We start from the raw sequence: 15,019 nt of genomic DNA, 5'->3' as shown, positions 1-15,019 counted from the left end.
ACGTGCCCACGAGCGGCACCCGCACGATGACCATGAACGGCGTGACGGACCGGGCGACCCCGAACCGGCGCCGGAACCAGCGCGACGTGCCCACGAGCGGCACCCGCACGATGACCATGAACGGCGTGACGGACCGGGCGACCCCGAACCGGCGCCGGAACCAGCGCGACGTGCCCACGAACGGCACCCGCACGATGACCATGAACGACGTGACGGACCGGGCGACCCCGGACCGGCGCCGAAACCAGCGCGACGTGCCCACGAGCGGCACCGGCGTCGGGGAGGGGCGGGTATGAGCGGGCGGACGCGGTTGGCGCTGTGTGCGGCGGCGGCGACGCTGGCGGCGTCGTGCGCGCTGTTGCCGCTGGTCTCCCCCGCTTCGTGGATCCTCCAGGCAGTCCTGATGCTGGCGGTGCAGTCGGTCGTCGGCGCGGTGGCCCGGCGGGTGCCGCTGGCGCGGCCGCTGACCGTGGCGGCGCAGGCCCTGGCCACGCTGATGCTGCTCACCCTGGTCTTCGCCCGGGGGCAGGCCTTCGCCGGGCTGTTCCCGGGCCCGGAGGCCTTCCGGCACCTGGCCGAACTGCTGCGGGAGGGCGCGGACGACGTCGGGCGGTACGCCATCCCGGCGCCGCAGACCGACGGCATCCGCCTGATGCTCGTCGGCGGCGTCCTGGTGATCGGGCTGATCGTGGACACGCTCGCGGTGACCTTCCGCAGCGCGGCCCCGGCGGGCCTGCCGCTGCTCGCCGTGTACTCCGTGGCCGCGGGCCTGTCCGACGGTGGCACCGGCTGGTGGTGGTTCCTGATCGCGGCCGCCGGCTACCTGGTGCTGCTGCTGGCCGAGGGCCGGGACCGGCTCTCGCAGTGGGGGCGGGTGTTTGCGGGGGCACCGCGCGCGGGCGGCGGCGAGCAGGGCGGCGCGACCGCCCCGGTGCGCACCGGGCGCCGGATCGGCGCCCTCGCCCTCGGCATCGCCCTGGTGGTGCCGCTCGCCCTGCCGGCGATGCAGGGCGGGCTGCTCGGCGGCACCGGAACCGGAGTCGGCTCGGGCAGCGGCAACGGTGGCACGATCTCCGCGGTGAACCCGCTGGTCTCCCTGCGCGACAGCCTGAACGTCGACGAGGACCACACGGTCATCACCCTGCGCACGGACACGTCCGACACCTCGAACCTGTACCTGCGGATCGTGTCCCTGGACGACTTCGACGGCACCACCTGGAAGCCGTCCCAGCGGCACATCGTGGGCGTGCCCGATCCGCTCCCCGCCCCGCTGGGCCTGGACGGCGGCGTCAAGCGTACGGAGATCACCACGACGATCTCGGCGGCGGACTCGTACGCCCAGCAGTGGCTGCCGATGCCGTACCCGCCGAGCGCCGTGCGGATCAAGGGCAGTTGGCGCTACGAGCCCGTGGGCATGACCCTGGTCGGCGACCACAAGCAGACCACGCGCGGGGTGACCTACGAGGTGAAGAGCCTTCAGGTGCGGCCGACCGCCGAGCAGCTCGCCACGGCGCCGGAGCCGTCGGCGGCGCTGAGGCGCGAGTACACCAAAGTGCCCAAGTCGCTGCCGGCGGACGTCGCGAGCACCGCCCGCCGGGTCACCGAGGGCGCGACGAACCACTACGAGCAGGCGGTCGCGCTGCAGGACTGGTTCGCCCTCGAAGGCGGCTTCCAGTACGACACGCAGGTCGAGACAGGCAGCGGACCCCGGGCCATCTCGCGGTTCCTGAAGGACAAGCGCGGCTTCTGCGTGCACTACTCCTTCGCGATGGCCGCCATGGCCCGCACCCTGGGCATACCGGCCCGGGTCGCGGTGGGCTTCGCGCCCGGCACCCTGCAGAGCGACGGAACCGTGGCGGTGGGCCTGAAGGACGCGCACGCCTGGCCCGAGCTGTACTTCGAGGGCGTCGGCTGGACCCGCTTCGAGCCGACCCCGACGCGCGGCTCGGTGCCTTCGTACACCCAGTCGGACACGCCGGGCACCAGCCTGCCGGAGCAGACTGCGCCGTCCCAGGACGCGAGCACGGCGCCCTCCGCCGCGCCGTCGGCGAACCAGAGCTGCCCGCCGGAGCTGCGGCGGCTCCAGGAGTGCGGCGGCCCCTCCGCGCAGGCCGTGCAGGTCCAGGGCGACGGCGGCCCGAAGTGGTACGCCGTCCTGGGGTGGACGCTGGGCGGCCTGCTGGTCCTCGCCCTGCCGCTGTCCCCGTTCCTGTGGCGCCGGCGGATGCGCGCCGTGCGGCTGGGCGCGCACGGGCGCGGCGAGGCGGACGCGGGGCCGCACATCCTGGCGGTCTGGCAGGAACTGGGCGACACCGCCTGGGACTTCGGGATCCTGCCGGACGAGTCGCAGACCCCGCGCGGGGCGGCCGCCCGGATCGTCCGCCTCGGGCACCTCGACGAGGTGGCCGCCGCCTCGGCGCACCGGCTGGCGGACGCGGTGGAGCAGGTCCTCTACGCGCCGCGCCCGCGTCCGGTGGCGGGGCTCGCCGAGGACGTCCGACGGGTCACCGGCGGCCTGCGGGACACGTCGTCCCGGCGCACCAGGCTGCGGGCCGCGCTCGCCCCGCGCTCCATGGTGCGCGTGGTCTGGGCGGCGTCGGCCCGGTGGAACGCGCTCGGGTCCCGTGTCAGTGCCCGTGTCGCCGCCGCCCGGACGACGCTGCGCGGGCCGTCGGAGCGGCAGGGCTCGGGGGACGGGGCCGAGGCCTCCGGCTGAGCCGAGGCCTCCGGCTGAGGGGCCCTGCCGAGATCTCCGGCCGGGGTTCCGGTCGGCTGAGGGTCCGGCCGGCCGGGGTACCGGTCGGCTGAGGGTCCGGCCGGCCGGGGTACCGGTCGGCTGAGGCGGTCGGCGCCCGTTCCGGCTCCCGGACATGCGTGAGGGGGTGACCACCAGTGGTGGTCACCCCCTCACGGAGAACCGTGGTGCTCGGCGGGCTAGCGGCCGCCCTGCTCGTCGCGGCGGCGCTGCCAGCGCTCCTCGATGCGGTCCATCATGGAACGCTTCGCACGGGCCTGACGGCGGGCCTGCGGGCCGCCGGCGGCCTGCTCGCCCGGCTTGGGCGCCTTGCGCCAGCCGGTCACGACCAGTACGGCGCAGCCCAGCATGACCAGGAAGCCCACCACACTGACCCAGATGAGCTGCTGGACGACCATTCCTGCCATGAGGAGCGCGATACCTACGAGGAAGCCCACGACCGCCTGGTAGACCCGCCGCCGGGTGTACGTACGCAGCCCGCTTCCCTCGAGCGCCGACGCGAACTTGGGATCTTCGGCGTACAGCGCTCGCTCCATCTGCTCGAGCATGCGCTGCTCGTGCTCCGAGAGCGGCACGGAGTCCTCCTCATCGTGCAGTCGCCGGGGCGACTCGGGGGTCCCTTCAGGATAGGCAGGGAATCGCCCCCGTGAAACCCGCCCCTCTGCGCCAATTGGCCAACCGGAATCCGCCATGTCGTCCCGGTCCGCTGAGGCTTGCATTCCCCGGCGGGCGGGCCGTCATGCCGGACGGTCTCCCTCGATCATACGGCGCGAAGCGGCCGACCGGGCGGCCTGTGGCCGACTGCATGCCCGGCCGAAGGGCCGGTCGGCGCCCCGCCCCGCGAAGCGGCTCAGTCCTCGGCCGCACCCCGGGTCTCACCGAGTACGTGGAGCTGCGTGGCCACGGAGTGGAACGCGGGCCGCTCGGCCGCCGCCGCCTCCAGCTTCAGCAGGGCGTCCAACGCTCCGGGCTCGGTGTCCACGAGCACCCCGGGCACCAGGTCGGCGAAGATCCGCACCCCGTGCACGGCGCCGACCCGCAGGCCCGCGCCCTCGACGAGCGCGGTGAGCTGCTCGGCGGTGAAGCGGCGCGGCACCGGGTCGCCCTCGCCCCAGCGCCCGTCGGGGTCGTCGAGCGCCTGCCGGGCCTCCTTGAAGTGCCCGGCCAGAGCGCGCGCGAGCACGGCGCCGCCGAGACCGGCGGCGAGCACGCTCAGGACGCCCTCGGCGCGCAGGGCGGCCACCGCGTTGCGCACGCCCTCGGCGGGGTCGTCGACGTACTCCAGGACGCCGTGGCACAGCACGGCGTCGTAGCCGCCGCGCTCGACCACGTCGAAGAGGCCGCGGGCGTCGCCCTGGACGCCCCGCACCCGGTCGGCCACGCCGGCCTCGGCGGCACGGCGCTCCAGCGCGAACAGCGCGTTGGGGCTGGGGTCGACGACGGTGACCCGGTGGCCGAGCCGGGCGGCGGGCACGGCGAAGTTGCCGCTGCCGCCGCCGGTGTCGAGGACGTCCAGGGACTCCCGGCCCGCGGCCTTGACCCGGCGGTCGAGGGCGTCGTGCAGGACCTCCCAGACCACGGCGGTACGGAGAGAGGCGCGGGGGCGGGAGGGATCGGGGCGCGGCGACGTCGGCTGAGGGTGGGGGGAGACGGGCGGGCGCATCGGGTCCGACACGGCAGTTGACTCCTCGGCGCGGCACCGCCTCTTGCACGGCGGAGCGATCGGACTGCCCCTCCCCGCCCGGCGCACGGGAACTGGAAGGGCTTCAGGCGCCTTCCACCCTATTGCCTCCACCCCCCGACCTGCCGCTCGGCTCCGGCGCCGCCGCAGTCGCCACCCCCGCCGTGGCCGTTCGCCGGGGCGGCAACTGCCGTACGGACGCGCGCCGTGCGTGTCAGCCCGCGTCCGGCAGGTCGCGGGACGGGGTGCGCTCGGGGTGGGAGGGGTTCGCTCCGATCGGTTCGCCCGCCCCGGTCGCGGTGTCGGTGTCGGGGCGGGGCTGGGGCAGGACCGGCTGGAGGAGGAGCATGCGCTCGACCAGGCGGATGAACATCGCCACGTCCCGTATCAGGTCGTCGGCGTCCCGCTGGCCGGCCGCGCCGTGGATCCCGGCCTCGGCGCGGGCGCGGCGCGTGGCGCCCGCGGCGAACAGCGCGCTCCACTCGGCGAGTTCGGGCGCGATCTCGGGGAGCACTTCCCAGGCACTCCTGATGCGGGCCCGGCGGCGCGGGGTGGGATCCGGGCGTCCCCGCGCGGCGAGTACGGCGGCGGCGGTGCGCAGCGCGGCGAGGTGGGCCGTCGCGTACCGCTCGTTCGGCGTGCGGTGCGTGGTGGCCTCCTCCAGGCTCGCGCGGGCCCGGGCGAGCAGGCCGAGGGCGGCGGGAGGGGCCGAGGAGCGGCGCGGGACGGGGTGCACGTCGCTCGCCGGGCCGGTCAGTGAGGGGGCAGGGCCGGTGGCGCGGTGCCGACGGGCGGCGGCTGCGGACGAGCTGGCCATGACGAACCTCCTGTCGTCTGGGTGACGGCACGGGTGCCGTATGTGCCCATCGTGAGGTATGGCACTGACAATCCGTTCTGACCTGGGATTCTGCTTCGACCGTACGTTCGGTGGCCCGGGGTCGTCGGCTCTCGTGGCTCGCTCCCGCGACCGCGCCGCCGGCCGCCCCTTCCGCGTCCTGCGGGAGGTGCCGACCTGTGACAATCAGGGCCATGGAACGCAGCAGCGCCACGCCGGGCGGCCGTACCCGCCGCGAGGCCACCCGGCAGAAGCTCTACGAGGCGGCCGTCACCCTCATCGCCGAGCAGGGGTTCTCCGCCACCACGGTGGACGAGATCGCCGAGCGGGCGGGGGTCGCCAAGGGCACGGTCTACTACAACTTCGCCAGCAAGTCCGTCCTCTTCGAGGAACTGCTGCGGCACGGCGTGGGACTGCTCACCGCCTCCCTGCGCGAGGCGGCCGAAGGCACGGCGCGGGAGGGCGGCAGCCGGGTGGACGCCCTGGACGCCATGGTCCGCGCCGGGCTCGTCTTCATCGACCGCTACCCGGCCTTCACCCAGCTCTACGTGGCCGAACTGTGGCGCACCAACCGGTCCTGGCAGTCCACGCTCCTGGTGGTGCGGCAGGAGGCGGTCGCGGTCGTCGAGGGCGTACTGCGCGACGGCATGGCGAACGGGGAGTTCGGCGAGGACGTCGACGTGCCGCTGACCGCGGCCGCGCTGGTCGGCATGGTGCTGGTGGCCGCGCTGGACTGGAAGTCCTTCCAGCCCCAGCGTTCCCTGGACGACGTGCACGCGGCACTGTCCCGGCTCCTTCAGGGACGGGTCAGCGGGCGCCTCTGATGCCGCGGCCGCCGCACGCGCTCGGGCCGGGCACGTGAAAACGCCGGTGCGCCGTGGCCGCGTCCCCCGCGGGCCACCGCGCACCGGCGTTTCCCGTACCCCCGTCGAGCCCCGTCCGGTCGTTTCCCCCGGGCTCCCCCGTGCCTCGCTCCCGGCGGCCTGGGCCGGCGGAAGGAGCGGTCGAGGGCCGCGCCGTTCCGCCGCCCCGTGTCGGCGGTGCCGGCGCCGTGCCCCCTTCCGTGCTCCCACTCTCTCGTGCACGCGGTTCGCGGCCCATCCGCGCGCGTACTCATCTCGCCTGCTAGGTACGGATACTCAGTCCTGCGTGCCCGCACCCAGCATGCCGGGCGGCCCGCTGGCTACGATCACCTCCGTGTCCGTACTCCCCATGGTGTTCACAAGCGGCTGGGCCAGCGGCATCAACGCGTACGCGGTGGTGCTGCTGCTCGGTGTCTTCGGCGCGACGGGACTGAGCGACGAGGTCCCCGGCACCCTGCAGCGGCCGGAGGTGCTGATCGCTGCGGGCGTGCTGTTCCTGCTGGAGGCGGTCGCCGACAAGATCCCCTACGTGGACTCGGTGTGGGACACGGCGCACACCGTGATCCGCCCGGTCGCCGGGGCCTGGGTCGGCGCGCTGCTCGCGGGGCAGAGCGGCTCGCTGTCGGACGTCACGGCGGGCCTGGTCGGCGGCGGTACGGCGCTGGCCAGCCATCTGGTGAAGGCCGGGACGCGGATGGCGGTCAACACCTCCCCCGAGCCCGTGAGCAACATGCTCGTGAGCCTGGCCGAGGACCTCGGAGTGGCCGGACTCGTCACCTTCGCGATCTTCCATCCGGTGGCCGCGGCGGTCGTCGCGGGCGTCCTGCTGCTCGCCGGGGCCGTGATCGTCGCCTTCCTGGTCTCCCGGATCCGCCGCTTCCTGCGCCGCCGGGCCCAGCGCCGGGAGGAGAAACGCCGGCTCGCGGCCGAGGCGGGGTCACCGCCGGGCTGACCGCGCCCGCGGCCCCCGCACATCCGGGAAACCGCTGGTCAACGCCCCCGTGGCCGGGATTGTCGGTGGCGGCCGATAAAGTCGCGCACATGGCACGGATTGCGGTGATCGGCGCCGGGATGGGCGCGATGGCGGCCGCCGCCCGGCTGGCCGTCGCGGGCCACCGGGTGACGGTGTACGAGCGTACGGAGACGTACGGCGGCGCGCTGCGCCGTTTCGAGCGGGACGGTTTCGCCTTCGACACCGGCCCCGGCCTGCTCCCACTGCCCGCGGTCTACCGCGATCTGTTCCTCAAGACCGGCAAGGAGCCGCTGGAGGACCGCGTCGAGCTGGTCCAGGTGGACCCGTCCGCACGGCACGTCTTCGCCGACGGCACCGAGGTGTCCCTGCCGAACGTCTCGCGCGCGGGCGTCGTCGCCGCTCTGGACGAAGCCCTCGGCGCGGGCGCCGGACGGCGCTGGGGTGACTTCCTGGTGCGGGCCCGCGAGGCCTGGGACCGCGCCCGCCGCCCGCTCCTGGAGGAGCCGCTGTGGCCCAACTGGCAGGTGCTGGCCGAGCGCGAGCCCTACCCGGCGGTGCCGCACAAGCGTCTGCTGCGCACCCGGCAGGCCGGCACACTCGCCGAGGTGGGCGCCTGGGAACTGCGCGACACGCGCCTCGCCGCCCTCCTGGAGAGCCACGCGCTCGCGTACGGCCTCGATCCGCGGACCGCCCCGGCGAGCGCGGCCGTACTGCCGTACCTGGACCACGCCTTCGGCACCTGGTACGTGCGCGGCGGCCTGCGCGAACTGGCGCGCGCGGTGTACGAGCGGTGCCTGGCCCGCCGGGTCGAGTTCGTCCAGGGCGCCGAGGTCACGGGGATCGTCGACAAGGACGGCCGGGCGGCGGGCGTGGAGCTCGCCGACGGGACCGTGGCCGAAGCGGAGTTCGTGGTCGCCGGTGTGCCTCCCCGGAGGCTGGACGGCATGGTCCGGGGTACGGCCCCGCGGGGTGCGGGCGAGGTGCCGCCGCAGCCCGGTGCGCCCAGCCGCCTGACCGTGCTGCTGGCGCTGCGCGGCGGCCGCCCCGAGGGGACGGCCCACCGGACCGTGGTGCACACCGAGGACCGCGCGGCCGAACTCGACGCGCTGTTCGGTACGGCCCCGGGGCTGCCCGAGCGGCCCACGGTCGCGGTGTCGCGCCCCGGCGATCCCGCACTGGTCCCGGACCCGGAGCACGAGGCGGTCACACTCACGGCGACGGTCCCGGCGTCCGCCTCGGCGGATCCGCGGAAGCAGGCCGACCGCATGATCGCCGTCGCCTCGCGGGCGATACCCGGGCTCCGCGACCGCCTGCTCTGGCACGAGGTGCGCACTCCCGCCGACATCGCCCGGGTGACGGGCGCGGAGGGCGGGGCCGTCCCCGCGCCGGCGCTCGCGGCCGCCCGGGGGCGTCTGCTGCACCCGGCGAACACCACGGGACTCACCGGCCTGTTCACCGTGGGCGGCTGGTCCCACCCCGGGGGCGGGCTGCCGCACGCCGGGATGTCGGGGGCGCTGGTCGCCGGACTGATCGTGGAGGGACCGGAGTTCCGCGGCTCCCAGTGAGCCGGGGAGCGTTCAGAAACGGTACTGCTCGTCGAAGCCCGTGCCGTGCTGCGGCTGACCGTGGTTGTTGTCCTGGTACGGGTAGGACTGCTGCTCCTGCGGGAGTTCGCCGCCGTAGGACTCGTCGGTGCGCTGCTGCGGGACCCACACCCCGCCGGCCGGGGTCTCACCGCCGTAGCCGCCGGCGTAGGCGTCCTGGGTGCCGTAGCCCTGCTGGCCGTACCCCTGCTGACCGCCGTAGCCGGTGTCGTAGGAGCCGCCGCCGTAGGTCTGGGTGCCGGCGTAGGGGTCGGAGTACGCGGCGTACTGCTGCTGGCCGGAGGCGTCGTAGCCGTAACCCTGCTGCCCGTAGCCCGAGTAGTCGTAGGTGTGGCTCTGGTCGGCGCCCTGGGCCGCGGTGGCGTACTGGTCCTGGCTCTGGTCGGCGCCCTGGGCCGCGGTGGCGTACTGGTCCTGGGTCTGGTCGGCCCCCGGATAGGGCGACTGCGTGCCGTCCCGGTGGGCCGAGTCGCCGTAGACGCCGTAGGAACCGGTGTCGTCGGGCAGGGGCTGCGGCTCGTACACGGCGGTGGCCTCGGCGGCCGCGGGCTGGGCGGGGCGGGCGGGGGTGAAGACGTCGTCGCGGTCGTCGTCGCCGTGGCCGTAGGACAGGCCTTCGCGGCTGGGCAGGGCCTCCATGGTGCCGGTCTCGCCGTCGGACACCTCGAGGTCGGAGACCTCCAGGGTCGGGTCCTGGTACTCGGCCTTGCCGCGGCGGCGCGGCTTGCCGCCTTCGACTCCGGGGCGGTTGACCGCCCAGCCCGCCGCGAAGCCGCGCCGGAAGGAAAGCGTGACGTAGGTCTGGCCGACCGCGAAGGCGGCCGCGCCCAGACCGATCACGACGACGGACGGGATCAGGACCCCGAGGACGACACAGAGGAAGCCGGCGAAGGCCAGCAGCCGCCAGCGCAACCGTGCCTTGTACTGCAGCAGCACCTCGCCCAGCAGCCACAGCGCGACGATGCCGAACGCGATGTAGAGGACCGTCCAGCCCATGTACGCCCCTCTCCCAGTGGCCGTTACGCAGTGTGTCGTACGCGGGTGCGGCCGGTCTAGGTCCGCGGCCGGTGGTGCAGACCCAGGTTTTCGTAGATTTCCAGCGTCGCCGTGGAGTTGTTGAGCGTGATGAAGTGCAGCCCGGGCACTCCCTCGGCCCGCAGTCGTGCGCAGAACTCGGTGGCGAACTCGATCCCAAGGGAGCGTACCGCCGCCGGATCGTGCTCCGCCGCGCGGATCCGCTCTTTGAGGTCGTCCGGGATGGCGGCGTTGCTGAGTTGGGGCAGCCGTTCGAGCATCTTCACGCTCGTGACCGGCATGATCTCGGGAATGACGGGTGTCGCGCAACCGGCCGCGGCGACGCGGTCGCGCAGTCGGAGGTAGGACTCCGGATCGAAGAACATCTGCGTGATGGCGTAGTCGGCGCCCGCGCGGCACTTGTCGACGAAGTGCGCGACGTCGGTGTCCCAGTCGGCGGAGCGGGGGTGCATCTCGGGGAAGGCCGCCACGCCGACGCAGAAGTCGCCCGACTCCTTGATGAGCCGGACGAGTTCGGCGGCGTACGTCAGTCCGCGGGGGTGCGGGACCCACTCGCCCATCGGGTCGCCGGGCGGGTCGCCGCGCACGGCGAGCATGTTGCGGATCCCGGCGTCGGCGTACTGGCCGATGATGTTGCGCAGCTCGGCCACGGAGTGGTTGACGGCAGTGAGGTGCGCCACAGGGGTCAGCGTCGTGTCGGACACGATCTGCTCGGTCGCCCTCACCGTGCCCGCGCGGGTGGAGCCGCCGGCGCCGTACGTGACCGAGACGAAGTCGGGGGCGACGGCCTCGATCCTGCGCAGCGCGTTCCACAGGCTGCGCTCGCCCTTCGCCGTCTTCGGCGCCCAGAACTCGAAGGAGTACGTGCTCTTGCCAGTGGCGAGCATGTCACGCACGGTGCGCGCGCGATCAGTCCTGGTGGATGCGGTTCCGAGGGCCATACTGGCAGGCTATCCAGGGTGCGGCGGTCTCCCAACCGAGCCCCGGAAATTTGCCTGAATTGTCGACTTCTTGTCCACCCTTCGGACAACGGGGCCGGAAATGAGCGGGTCGGGCCGGGTCTGCTGTCCGAGCCGTGAGACGACCACCGCCGCGCCCAGCCGTGTCGCGCCGCGCCCTACCCCGCCTGCCGCAGCCGCGCGGCGAACTCGGCCGCCGCCGCTCCGGGGTCGTCGGCCTCGGTGATCGCCCGGACCACGACGACGCGGCGGGCGCCGGCCTCCAGGACCTGGTCCAGATTGCCGAGGTCGATGCCGCCGATGGCGAACCAGGGCCGGCCGGTGCCGAGCGAGGCCGTGTACCGGACCAGGTCGAGGCCGGGGGCGGGGCGGCCGGGCTTGGTGGGCGTGGGCCAGCAGGGTCCGGTGCAGAAGTAGTCCACGCCGTCCTGCACGGCCGCGGCGGCGGCCTCGTCCTCGGCGTGCGTGGACCGGCCGATCAGGACGCCGTCGCCGAGGATCGCGCGGGCGGCGGGCACGGGAAGGTCCCCCTGTCCCAGGTGCAGCACATCGGCACGGGCCGCGTGGGCGACGTCCGCGCGGTCGTTGACCGCGAGCAGTTTCCCGTGCCGGGCGCAGGCGTCGGCGAACACCTCCAGCCGGTCCAGCTCCTCCCCGGCCTCCATGCCCTTGTCCCGCAACTGCACGACGTCGACGCCCGCCGCCAGCACCGCGTCCAGGAACTCGGCCAGGTCCCCCTGCCGCCTCCGGGCGTCCGTGCACAGATACAGGCGCGCGTCACCGAGCCGCTCACGGGCGTCGGCTACGGCAGCGGTCTCAGGCATACGCGGGTTCCCCCCGGCTCGTCGGTTGGGTGGTTCGTCCGATCACTCGAACGGACCCTACCCGCCGCGCCCGCCGGGCCGACGAGGACACCGAGGCCCCGGCGGGGGGCCGGGGCCTCGGTGCGCAGGCGGGTGGCCGGGTCAGACGGCGAGGGCCTGGGCGCGGCGCTTCACCTCTGTGCCGCGGTTCTCACTCAGGGCCTGGGCGGGGGTGCCCGGCAGGGTCGGGTCGGGGGTGAACAGCCATTCGATCATCTCTTCGACCGTGAAGCCGTCGTCCCTCAGGAGCGTCAGGGTGCCGGACAGGCCCTTGACGACCTTGTCGCCGTCGATGAAGGCGGCGGGGACGTGCAGCGCGCGGTTCTCACCCCGGCGTACGGCGATGAGCTGGCCCTCCTTGACCAGCTGCCGCACACGTGTCACCTCGACGCCGAACTGTTCGGCGATGTCGGGAAGGGTGAGCCAGGCAGGGACGAGAGCGTCGATCTTCGTGTCAATCTCGGTCACGGAAACAAGCCTGCCATCTGCCACTGACACTCGGAAGCCAGGCCCGTCCACTCGGGGCCGCGTGCCTCACGCCGTCGCCGCCTTCAGGGGCTTCGCCGGGTCCGCCAGCAGCCGCGGATCCACGGGCGTGCCGGACTCGATCAGGCGCCGCCCCTGCGCCAGATCCCGCGGTCGGCCGACGGCCAGCAGAGCGACGAGCCGGCCCTCACGGAGCCAGCAGACCGTCCACGCCGGTCCGGTGCGATCGCCGCGCCAGACGACGGTGTCGGCCGACGTGTGGTGGCCGGCGTACTGCACGAAGCGCCCGAACTGCTCGGACCAGAAGTACGGGACCGGGTCGTAGACCACGGGGGTGAGGCCGACGATGTCGGCCGCGACCGTGCGCGGGCCCTGGAGCGCGTTGTCCCAGTGGTGGATCAGCAGGCGCTCGCCGTACCTGCCCGAGGGGAAGGAGGCGCAGTCGCCGACCGCGTACACGTCCGGCACGGACGTGCGCAGGTGGTCGTCGGCCAGCACGTCCCCGTGCCGGCCCAGCTCGATGCCGGAGCCGGCCAGCCAGCCGGTGGCGGGGCGCGCGCCGATGCCGACCACGACGGCGCCCGCGGACAGCCGCGCCCCGTCGTCGAGCACCACCACGCCGGGTTCGACGCGCTCCACGCGCGCGTGGGTGCGCAGTTCGGCGCCGCTGTCGGCGTACCAGGCGGTCATCGGCTCGGCCACCTCCGCGGGCAGCGCCCCCGCGAGCGGCCGGTCCGCGGCCTCCACGACGGTCACGGCGCACCCCGCCTCGCGCGCGGCGGTGGCGAACTCGGCGCCGATCCAGCCCGCGCCGACGACCACGATGTCGTGCTGCTCGGTGAGCACCGGCCGCAGCCGTTCGGCGTCGTCCAGGGTGCGCAGCAGGTGGACCCCGGGAACGCCCTCCGCGCCGGGCAGCCGGATCGGTTCGGCACCGGTGGCCAGGACGAGGACGTCGTACGGCACCGGACCCGCCGAGGTCTCCAGCACATGCGCGTCGGGCCGCACGGCCAGCGCCTCGCAGCCGAGCCGCAGTTCGAGGCCGAGCGCCTCGAAGTCGATGTCGAAGGCGGAACCCTCGGCCTTGCCCAGCAGGACGGCCTTGGACAGCGGCGGCCGGTCGTAGGGCTGGTGGGGTTCGGCGCCGATCAGTGTCACGGTGCCGGTGAAGCCCTGCTCGCGCAGGGCGACCGCGGTCTGCACGCCGGCCATGCCCGCGCCCGCGACGACCACGCGCCGCGGCCCTGATGTGCCCTGTTCCTGCGTCTGGTCGCTCACCTGATCACCATAAGTCACCTGACAGGCCGTCAGTCAGGGGTGGTTCCGTCCCGCTTGGGCCGGCCGTACCGGAAGCCGAGCCGTTCATCTCCCCTGATACCCGGCGGATGGCCTCGTACGACGTCCCGTCCGCGTACCCGGCGTACCCGGCGTCGGCCCGGACGGAAGGCTCCCTTACCGGGGCGACGCTCCGCGGGCTAGGGTGGCCACCGTACAAGCACTCGCGGGAGCCCGGACGCACCGGGCTGAGAGGGAGGCTGGCGGCCTCCGACCGTACGAACCTGATCCGGGTCATGCCGGCGAAGGGAGGGGCTGGACGCCCATGTCGTTGCCACGTACGTCAGACGTCCTCGTCGTGGGGGGCGGGATCATCGGGCTGGTGACGGCCTGGCGCTCGGCGCAGCGCGGGTTCACCACGGCCGTGGTGGACCCCGAGCCGGGCGGCGGGGCCGCACAGGTGGCCGCCGGGATGCTGGCCGCCGTCACCGAACTGCACCACGGCGAGCAGACCCTGCTCGGACTCAACCTGGCCTCCGCCCGCCGCTACCCGGACTTCGTGGCCGAGCTGACCGGGCTGACCGGCCACGACCTCGGCTACCGCCGCTGCGGCACCCTCGCCGTCGCGCTGGACGCCGACGACCGCGCCCACCTGCGGGAACTGCACGACCTCCAGCGCCGTTCGGGCCTGGACTCCGAGTGGCTGTCCGGGCGGGAGTGCCGCCGGCTCGAGCCGATGCTCGCGCCGGGCGTGCGCGGCGGGCTGCGGGTGGACGGCGACCACCAGATCGACCCGCGGCGGCTCGCCGGCGCCCTGGTCGCGGCCTGCGAGCGGGCGGGGGTGGTCTTCCACCGCGGCTGGGCCGAGCGGCTCACCGTCACCCGCGACCGCGCCACGGGCTGCGTGCTGCGCGACGGCACCGCGCATGCCGCGGACCGGGTGGTGCTCGCGGCGGGCAGCCACAGCGGACGGCTCGGGGGCGTCCCGGACGACGTCCTGCCCCCGGTGCGGCCGGTGAAGGGGCAGGTGCTGCGGCTGACGGTGCCGAAGCGGTACGCGCCGTTCCTGAGCCGTACCGTGCGCGCGGTGGTGCGCGGCAGCCAGGTCTACCTGGTGCCGCGGCTCAGCGGCGAGCTGGTCGTCGGGGCCACGAGCGAGGAGCTGGGCTGGGACACGACGGTGACGGCGGGCGGCGTGTACGAGCTGCTGCGCGACGCGCACGAGCTGGTGCCCGGGATCACCGAGCTGCCGCTCACGGAGACCCGGGCGGGACTCCGGCCCGGCACCCCCGACAACGCGCCGCTGCTCGGCCCGACCGGCCTGGACGGCCTGCTGCTGGCCACCGGGCACTACCGCAACGGCGTGCTGCTCACGCCGGTCACCGGTGACGCCATGGCACACGTCCTGACCACCGGCGAGCTGCCGGACGAGGTCCGTCCCTTCTCCCCCGGGCGTTTTCACGCCAGGACACTCACGGAGCAGCCCGTATGAACATCTCCGTCAACGGCGAGCCCCGCCGGGTCACGCCCGGCACGTCCCTCGACACCGTCGTGCGGACCCTGAGCGCGGCGCCCTCCGGGGTGGCCGCCGCCCTCAACGAGACCGTCGTCCCGCGCGCGCGGTGGTCGTCCACGGCCCTGGCCGAGGGCGACCGCGTCGAAGTGCTGACCGCCGTCCAGGGGGGCTGAG

General features: G+C 74.4%; 15 protein-coding genes and 1 riboswitch. Of the genes, 7 read left to right on the top strand and 8 right to left on the bottom strand.

The window, feature by feature from the left end; all coding sequences use genetic code 11:
• Together ACWC91_RS11730 and ACWC91_RS11725 are read left to right on the top strand one after the other, a co-directional pair.
• On the top strand, positions 1–296 hold a 296-nt coding region (locus tag ACWC91_RS11730; protein ID WP_450725885.1), incomplete at its 5' end, for a hypothetical protein.
• Positions 293–2,716: a transglutaminase TgpA family protein gene (locus tag ACWC91_RS11725; protein ID WP_450644776.1), complete on the top strand. Its 2,424-nt coding sequence runs from the start codon at positions 293–295 to the stop codon at positions 2,714–2,716. The genes ACWC91_RS11730 and ACWC91_RS11725, both read left to right, overlap by 4 nt.
• Before the next feature lie 218 nt (positions 2,717–2,934).
• Here ACWC91_RS11725 and ACWC91_RS11720 read toward each other — a convergent pair whose 3' ends face one another.
• The 3 genes from ACWC91_RS11720 to ACWC91_RS11710 all read right to left on the bottom strand — a co-directional run bounded on the left by ACWC91_RS11720 (position 2,935) and on the right by ACWC91_RS11710 (position 5,253).
• On the bottom strand, positions 2,935–3,330 hold the full coding sequence (locus ACWC91_RS11720) for a DUF3040 domain-containing protein (protein ID WP_141361715.1): 396 nt from the start codon (positions 3,328–3,330) through the stop codon (positions 2,935–2,937).
• A gap of 275 nt (positions 3,331–3,605) precedes the next feature.
• Positions 3,606–4,430 carry a class I SAM-dependent methyltransferase gene (locus ACWC91_RS11715; protein ID WP_281154535.1) on the bottom strand — a complete coding sequence of 275 codons (825 nt, stop codon included), beginning with the start codon at positions 4,428–4,430 and terminating at the stop codon, positions 3,606–3,608.
• A gap of 220 nt (positions 4,431–4,650) precedes the next feature.
• Positions 4,651–5,253: an SAV_6107 family HEPN domain-containing protein gene (locus tag ACWC91_RS11710; RefSeq protein WP_450644778.1), complete on the bottom strand. Its 603-nt coding sequence runs from the start codon at positions 5,251–5,253 to the stop codon at positions 4,651–4,653.
• 212 nt (positions 5,254–5,465) lie between these two features.
• Here ACWC91_RS11710 and ACWC91_RS11705 point away from each other — a divergent pair, with 212 nt between their 5' ends.
• The 3 genes from ACWC91_RS11705 (at position 5,466) to ACWC91_RS11695 (ending at position 8,672) form a co-directional block, all read left to right on the top strand.
• Entirely contained in the window at positions 5,466–6,095 is a 630-nt protein-coding gene (locus ACWC91_RS11705; protein WP_225074295.1) for a TetR/AcrR family transcriptional regulator, read from the top strand.
• Between the two features lie 373 nt (positions 6,096–6,468).
• The gene (locus ACWC91_RS11700; RefSeq protein WP_225074296.1) at positions 6,469–7,086 is read left to right on the top strand and encodes a DUF4126 domain-containing protein; all 618 of its coding nucleotides are present in this window, start codon (positions 6,469–6,471) and stop codon (positions 7,084–7,086) included.
• Positions 7,087–7,175: 89 nt separating this feature from the next.
• Positions 7,176–8,672, top strand: a complete 1,497-nt coding sequence (locus ACWC91_RS11695) for a phytoene desaturase family protein (RefSeq protein ID WP_225074297.1) — start codon at positions 7,176–7,178, stop codon at positions 8,670–8,672.
• A gap of 12 nt (positions 8,673–8,684) precedes the next feature.
• On the opposite strand, the gene ACWC91_RS11690 is transcribed toward ACWC91_RS11695, so the two are convergent.
• From ACWC91_RS11690 to ACWC91_RS11670, 5 genes are all read right to left on the bottom strand, one after another.
• On the bottom strand, positions 8,685–9,707 hold the full coding sequence (locus tag ACWC91_RS11690; protein ID WP_450643752.1) for an SCO2102 family sporulation regulator: 1,023 nt from the start codon (positions 9,705–9,707) through the stop codon (positions 8,685–8,687).
• Between the two features lie 56 nt (positions 9,708–9,763).
• Complete coding sequence (gene metF, locus ACWC91_RS11685) at positions 9,764–10,687, bottom strand: methylenetetrahydrofolate reductase [NAD(P)H] (RefSeq protein ID WP_225074299.1); 924 nt, start codon at positions 10,685–10,687, stop codon at positions 9,764–9,766.
• A gap of 176 nt (positions 10,688–10,863) precedes the next feature.
• Positions 10,864–11,529, bottom strand: a complete 666-nt coding sequence (gene thiE, locus ACWC91_RS11680) for a thiamine phosphate synthase (protein ID WP_225074300.1) — start codon at positions 11,527–11,529, stop codon at positions 10,864–10,866.
• A 141-nt stretch (positions 11,530–11,670) separates the two neighbouring features.
• Positions 11,671–12,036 carry an Rv2175c family DNA-binding protein gene (locus tag ACWC91_RS11675; protein WP_225074301.1) on the bottom strand — a complete coding sequence of 122 codons (366 nt, stop codon included), beginning with the start codon at positions 12,034–12,036 and terminating at the stop codon, positions 11,671–11,673.
• Positions 12,037–12,102: 66 nt separating this feature from the next.
• A complete protein-coding gene (locus ACWC91_RS11670; protein ID WP_225074302.1) occupies positions 12,103–13,332 on the bottom strand; it encodes an NAD(P)/FAD-dependent oxidoreductase in 1,230 nt (409 codons plus the stop codon).
• A 213-nt stretch (positions 13,333–13,545) separates the two neighbouring features.
• Positions 13,546–13,657: riboswitch (TPP riboswitch) on the top strand.
• Between ACWC91_RS11670 and thiO the strand changes: the two genes are divergently transcribed.
• Positions 13,655–14,821, top strand: a complete 1,167-nt coding sequence (thiO, locus tag ACWC91_RS11665) for a glycine oxidase ThiO (RefSeq protein WP_450643753.1) — start codon at positions 13,655–13,657, stop codon at positions 14,819–14,821. Its footprint overlaps the riboswitch before it by 3 nt.
• Positions 14,818–15,018, top strand: coding sequence for a sulfur carrier protein ThiS (gene thiS / locus ACWC91_RS11660; protein WP_225074304.1), 201 nt, complete (start codon positions 14,818–14,820; stop codon positions 15,016–15,018). The genes thiO and thiS overlap by 4 nt, the downstream gene beginning before the upstream one ends.
• Position 15,019: the final 1 nt, after the last annotated feature.

The organism is Streptomyces sp. NPDC001204 (assembly GCF_053598035.1).
Note: the sequence above shows the minus strand (reverse complement) of the source record. Positions and strands in the feature narration are given on the sequence as shown.

Coding starts and splice junctions, on each gene's coding strand:
- ACWC91_RS11690 (WP_450643752.1), bottom strand. CDS start 9,707: ATGGGCTGGACGGTCCTCTACATCGCGTTCGGCATCGTCGCGCTGTGG.
- thiO (WP_450643753.1), top strand. CDS start 13,655: ATGTCGTTGCCACGTACGTCAGACGTCCTCGTCGTGGGGGGCGGGATC.
- thiE (WP_225074300.1), bottom strand. CDS start 11,529: ATGCCTGAGACCGCTGCCGTAGCCGACGCCCGTGAGCGGCTCGGTGAC.
- ACWC91_RS11725 (WP_450644776.1), top strand. CDS start 293: ATGAGCGGGCGGACGCGGTTGGCGCTGTGTGCGGCGGCGGCGACGCTG.
- thiS (WP_225074304.1), top strand. CDS start 14,818: ATGAACATCTCCGTCAACGGCGAGCCCCGCCGGGTCACGCCCGGCACG.
- ACWC91_RS11710 (WP_450644778.1), bottom strand. CDS start 5,253: ATGGCCAGCTCGTCCGCAGCCGCCGCCCGTCGGCACCGCGCCACCGGC.
- metF (WP_225074299.1), bottom strand. CDS start 10,687: ATGGCCCTCGGAACCGCATCCACCAGGACTGATCGCGCGCGCACCGTG.
- ACWC91_RS11705 (WP_225074295.1), top strand. CDS start 5,466: ATGGAACGCAGCAGCGCCACGCCGGGCGGCCGTACCCGCCGCGAGGCC.
- ACWC91_RS11695 (WP_225074297.1), top strand. CDS start 7,176: ATGGCACGGATTGCGGTGATCGGCGCCGGGATGGGCGCGATGGCGGCC.